This window comes from Cumulibacter soli (assembly GCF_004382795.1).
Lineage (GTDB): Bacteria > Actinomycetota > Actinomycetes > Mycobacteriales > Antricoccaceae > Cumulibacter > Cumulibacter soli.
This window is the reverse complement of record NZ_SMSG01000015.1, coordinates 1-5592: the sequence shown is the minus strand read 5'-3', so window position 1 is coordinate 5592 and position 5592 is coordinate 1. Positions and strand designations below refer to the sequence as shown.

Sequence of the window (5592 nt, the reverse complement as noted above, 5' to 3'; positions counted from 1 at the left end):
TGGGTGTGCGTCCGATCTTTGAGAACTCAACAGCGTACTTGAAAGTCAGTGCCAATTTTTTTATTGTCCTCGGGCATTGGGGGATGGCGCCTTTTGTGGGTGTTGTTTTCTGGTGTTGGGGATTCCTTTGGTATTTACACATGATGGTCAGCATTGTGTGTTTTTGTCAGTGGTCATTTTGTGCATCGGCGCGTGTTTGTGCGTGTTGGTGTTCTTCGTTTTGTTACTGATTGCCCCTGTGTTTTGTGGGGTGTTGGTTATATTCATTCACGGAGAGTTTGATCCTGGCTCAGGACGAACGCTGGCGGCGTGCTTAACACATGCAAGTCGAGCGAAGCCCCCTTCTTCGGTTGGGGTGACTTAGCGGCGAACGGGTGAGTAACACGTGGGCAACCTGCCCTTAGCTCTGGGATAAGCGATGGAAACGTCGTCTAATACTGGATATGACGCGCTACTGCATGGTGGTGTGTGGAAAGATTTTTCGGCTAGGGATGGGCCCGCGGCCTATCAGCTTGTTGGTGGGGTAGTGGCCTACCAAGGCTTCGACGGGTAACCGGCCTGAGAGGGCGACCGGTCACACTGGGACTGAGACACGGCCCAGACTCCTACGGGAGGCAGCAGTGGGGAATATTGCACAATGGGCGAAAGCCTGATGCAGCGACGCCGCGTGGGGGATGACGGCCTTCGGGTTGTAAACCTCTTTCAGCAGGGACGAAGCGTAAGTGACGGTACCTGCAGAAGAAGCGCCGGCCAACTACGTGCCAGCAGCCGCGGTAATACGTAGGGCGCAAGCGTTGTCCGGAATTATTGGGCGTAAAGAGCTCGTAGGCGGTTTATCACGTCGGCTGTGAAATCCCGAGGCTTAACCTTGGGCTTGCAGTCGATACGGGTTGACTAGAGTGGAGCAGGGGAGACTGGAATTCCTGGTGTAGCGGTGAAATGCGCAGATATCAGGAGGAACACCGGTGGCGAAGGCGGGTCTCTGGGCTTTAACTGACGCTGAGGAGCGAAAGCGTGGGTAGCGAACAGGATTAGATACCCTGGTAGTCCACGCCGTAAACGGTGGGCGCTAGGTGTGGGGACCATTCCACGGTTTCCGTGCCGCAGCTAACGCATTAAGCGCCCCGCCTGGGGAGTACGGCCGCAAGGCTAAAACTCAAAGGAATTGACGGGGGCCCGCACAAGCGGCGGAGTATGTTGCTTAATTCGATGCAACGCGAAGAACCTTACCAAGGCTTGACATATACCGAAAACTCGTAGAGATACGGGGTCCTTTTGGGCGGTATACAGGTGGTGCATGGTTGTCGTCAGCTCGTGTCGTGAGATGTTGGGTTAAGTCCCGCAACGAGCGCAACCCTCGTTCTATGTTGCCAGCACGTGATGGTGGGGACTCATAGGAGACCGCCGGGGTCAACTCGGAGGAAGGTGGGGATGACGTCAAATCATCATGCCCCTTATGTCTTGGGCTGCAAACATACTACAATGGCCGGTACAAAGGGCTGCGATACCGCGAGGTGGAGCGAATCCCAGAAAGCCGGTCTCAGTTCGGATTGGGGTCTGCAACTCGACCCCATGAAGTCGGAGTCGCTAGTAATCGCAGATCAGCAACGCTGCGGTGAATACGTTCCCGGGCCTTGTACACACCGCCCGTCAAGTCACGAAAGTCGGTAACACCCGAAGCCGGTGGCCTAACCCTTGTGGAGGGAGCTGTCGAAGGTGGGACTGGCGATTGGGACTAAGTCGTAACAAGGTAGCCGTACCGGAAGGTGCGGCTGGATCACCTCCTTTCTAAGGAGCATCTGGCTGGTGCATCGCGTTGGTGGTGTGCTGGTCCAGGCCTGCTCAGGGATGTTCATGCCCTGGTGGGGCTCATGGGTGGAACATTGACTAGTTCGAGCTTCTTTGTTGGTTCGTGTGTGAGTACTGCTTGCCTGTTGTGGGTGGGCGTGGAAAGTGTGCGGGTTGGCGGGGGTTTGTAGAGTACGCTGTTGGGTCCTGAGGGCTCGGATGAGTTCCTTGTGGAGGCCCCCTTTTTGTTGTGCTGCTGCGTGTGCGTGGTGGTGCGGCGGGGGGTTGCGGACCGTTTCCTTGATGGACTGCTGCTGGGCTTGCCTGTTGTGGGTGGGTGTAGTGGTGTGCGTCGGTGTGGGGGCGGGGTTGCCCGTAGTTTGAGAATTACACAGTGGACGCGAGCATCTTTGTGGCCAAGTTGATAAGGGCACACGGTGGATGCCTTGGCATCAGGAGCCGATGAAGGACGTGGGAGGCTGCGATAAGCCTCGGGGAGCTGCCAACCTAGCTGTGATCCGAGGGTGTCCGAATGGGGAAACCCAGCAGGAGTCATGTCCTGTTACCCGCGCATGAACACATAGTGCGTGTGGAGGGAACGTGGGGAAGTGAAACATCTCAGTACCCACAGGAAGAGAAAGCAACCGCGATTCCGTGAGTAGTGGCGAGCGAAAGCGGATGAGGCTAAACCTAGCGCGTGTGATAGCCGGCAGGCGTTGCGTGTTGGGGGTCGTGGGGGCTGCAGTGTTGTGTCTGCCGATGCGACGCGGAGTGAGAAAGTTGCGTGGTTAGGAGAAAGCGTGTGGAGCGCGCTGGCGTAGAGGGTGAGACCCCCGTATCTGAAAACCCGTGATCTCCGTTTGTAGTTACCCAAGTAGCAGCGAGCCCGTGGAATTCGCTGTGAATCTGTCGGGACCACCCGATAAGCCTAAATACTCCCTGATGACCGATAGCGGATTAGTACCGTGAGGGAATGGTGAAAAGTACCCCGGGAGGGGAGTGAAATAGTACCTGAAACCGTGTGCTTACAAGCCGTTGGAGCCTTGAGGGGTGACAGCGTGCCTTTTGAAGAATGAGCCTGCGAGTTAGTCGTGTGTGGCGAGGTTAACCCGTGTGGGGTAGCCGTAGGGAAACCGAGTTCGAATAGAGCGATCGAGTCGCATGCGCTAGACCCGAAGCCGAGTGATCTAGCCATGGGCAGGTTGAAGCGACGGTAAGACGTCGTGGAGGACCGAACCCACTTAGGTTGAAAACTGAGGGGATGACCTGTGGTTAGGGGTGAAAGGCCAATCAAACTCGGTAATAGCTGGTTCTCCCCGAAATGCATTTAGGTGCAGCGTCACGCGTTTCTTGCCGGAGGTAGAGCACTGGATGGCCTAGGGGGCCCAACAGCTTACCGAAGTCAACCAAACTCCGAATGCCGGTAAGTGAGAGCGTGGCAGTGAGACTGTGGGGGATAAGCTTCATAGTCGAGAGGGAAACAGCCCAGATCTTCAGCTAAGGTCCCTAAGCGTGTACTAAGTGGAAAAGGATGTGAAGTTGCAGAGACAACCAGGAGGTTGGCTTAGAAGCAGCCACCCTTGAAAGAGTGCGTAATAGCTCACTGGTCAAGTGATTTTGCGCCGATAATGTAGCGGGGCTCAAGTACACCACCGAAGCTAAGGCATTCACGCATGTCCTGTCGATTCGTCGGCCAGGGGCGTGGATGGGTAGGGGAGCGTCGTGTGGGGTGAGAAGCGGCGGCGTGAGCCAGTCGTGGACGCCACACGAGTGAGAATGCAGGCATGAGTAGCGAAAGCAGAGTGAGAAACTCTGCCGCCGGATGACCAAGGGTTCCTGGGCTAGGCTAATCCGCCCAGGGTAAGTCGGGACCTAAGGCGAGGCCGACAGGCGTAGTCGATGGATAACGGGTTGATATTCCCGTACCCGCGAATGAGCGTCCATGGTGAGCGGAGGGATGCTAAGCGCCCGAACCTTGATCGTTTCCTTCGGGGAATGATTGTGGGGAGCGCGTGACCCGAACTTCTAGTAGCCAAGCGATGGGGTGACACAGGAAGGTAGTCCTACCGGTGAGTGGTAGTACCGGAGTAAGGCGAAGCGTGGGTGTAGGTAAATCCGCACCGCTAGCACGTGAGAACCGATGCATAGCCGTATGAGGCGAATTGGATGATCCTATGCTGTCGAGAAAAGCCTCTAGCGAGCTCTGAGCGGCCCGTACCCCAAACCAACTCAGGTGGTCAGGTAGAGAATACTAAGGCGATCGAGTGAACCATAGTTAAGGAACTCGGCAAAATGCCCCCGTAACTTCGGGAGAAGGGGGGCCACGGCGCGTGAACACCCGTGCGGTGGGAGCGTGTGGTGGCCGCAGAGACCAGCGAGAAGCGACTGTTTACTAAAAACACAGGTCCGTGCGAAGTCGTAAGACGATGTATACGGACTGACGCCTGCCCGGTGCTGGAAGGTTAAGAGGACGGGTTAGCCCCTTTTGGGGCGAAGCTCAGAATTTAAGCCCCAGTAAACGGCGGTGGTAACTATAACCATCCTAAGGTAGCGAAATTCCTTGTCGGGTAAGTTCCGACCTGCACGAATGGCGTAACGACTTCTTGACTGTCTCAACTATGGACTCGGCGAAATTGCACTACGAGTAAAGATGCTCGTTACGCGCGGCAGGACGGAAAGACCCCGGGACCTTTACTATAGTTTGATATTGGTGTTCGGTTTGGATTGTGTAGGATAGGTGGGAGACTGTGAAGCGGGCACGCCAGTGTTCGTGGAGTCGTCGTTGAAATACCACTCTGTTTAAATTGGATTCCTAACCTCGGTCCGTGATCCGGATCAGGGACAGTGTCAGATGGGTAGTTTAACTGGGGCGGTTGCCTCCCAAAATGTAACGGAGGCGCCCAAAGGTTCCCTCAGCCTGGTTGGCAATCAGGTGTTGAGTGCAAGTGCACAAGGGAGCTTGACTGTGAGACAGACATGTCGAGCAGGAGCGAAAGCTGGGACTAGTGACCCGGCACTGGCTGGTGGAAGCGGTGTCGCTCAACGGATAAAAGGTACCCCGGGGATAACAGGCTGATCTTCCCCAAGAGTCCATATCGACGGGATGGTTTGGCACCTCGATGTCGGCTCGTCGCATCCTGGGGGTGGAGTCGCTCCCAAGGGTTGGGCTGTTCGCCCATTAAAGCGGTACGCGAGCTGGGTTTAGAACGTCGTGAGACAGTTCGGTCCCTATCCGCCGTGCGCGTAAGAGTCTTGAGAAGGGCTGTCCCTAGTACGAGAGGACCGGGACGGACGAACCTCTGGTGTGCCAGTTGTTCCGCCAGGAGCACGGCTGGTTGGCTACGTTCGGTACGGATAACCGCTGAAAGCATCTAAGCGGGAAGCCGGCTTCAAGATGAGGGCTCTCACCCGGTTAACGGGGTAAGGATCCCAGTAGACCACTGGGTTGATAGGCTGGAAGTGGAAGTGCAGTAATGCATGGAGCTGACCAGTACTAATAGTCCGAGGGCTTGACCACAAAGCATGATCATTAGATTTATTTGCGCAAGCAATTGTTGATTGTTCTTGTGCCCGCGTCCACTGTGTAACTCTCGAGGTACGGTCACCCGTACCACGCCAACCAAACGGCGTTCACGACTACATCGTGAACGCGGGGCGTGGTGGGGGTCGTGTTCCTCCATAGTGTTTCGGTGGTCATAGCGTAAGGGAAACGCCCGGTCCCATTCCGAACCCGGAAGCTAAGCCTTACAGCGCCGATGGTACTGCACTCGCGAGGGTGTGGGAGAGTAGGACGCCGCCGAACAA

Annotated in this window: 3 rRNA genes; all 3 read left to right on the top strand. The window is 56.1% G+C overall.

The annotated features are described in order from the left end of the window. Positions 1-266 precede the first annotated feature (266 nt). The 3 genes from E1H16_RS18290 (at position 267) to rrf (ending at position 5590) form a co-directional block, all read left to right on the top strand. Positions 267-1788: ribosomal RNA gene (locus E1H16_RS18290) — 16S ribosomal RNA — on the top strand. 414 nt (positions 1789-2202) lie between these two features. Continuing rightward, positions 2203-5305 (top strand): 23S ribosomal RNA (locus E1H16_RS18285). 168 nt (positions 5306-5473) lie between these two features. Beyond that, positions 5474-5590, top strand: a 5S ribosomal RNA gene (gene rrf, locus E1H16_RS18280). The 16S, 23S and 5S rRNA genes sit together here, the layout of an rRNA operon. The last annotated feature ends 2 nt before the right edge of the window (positions 5591-5592 follow it).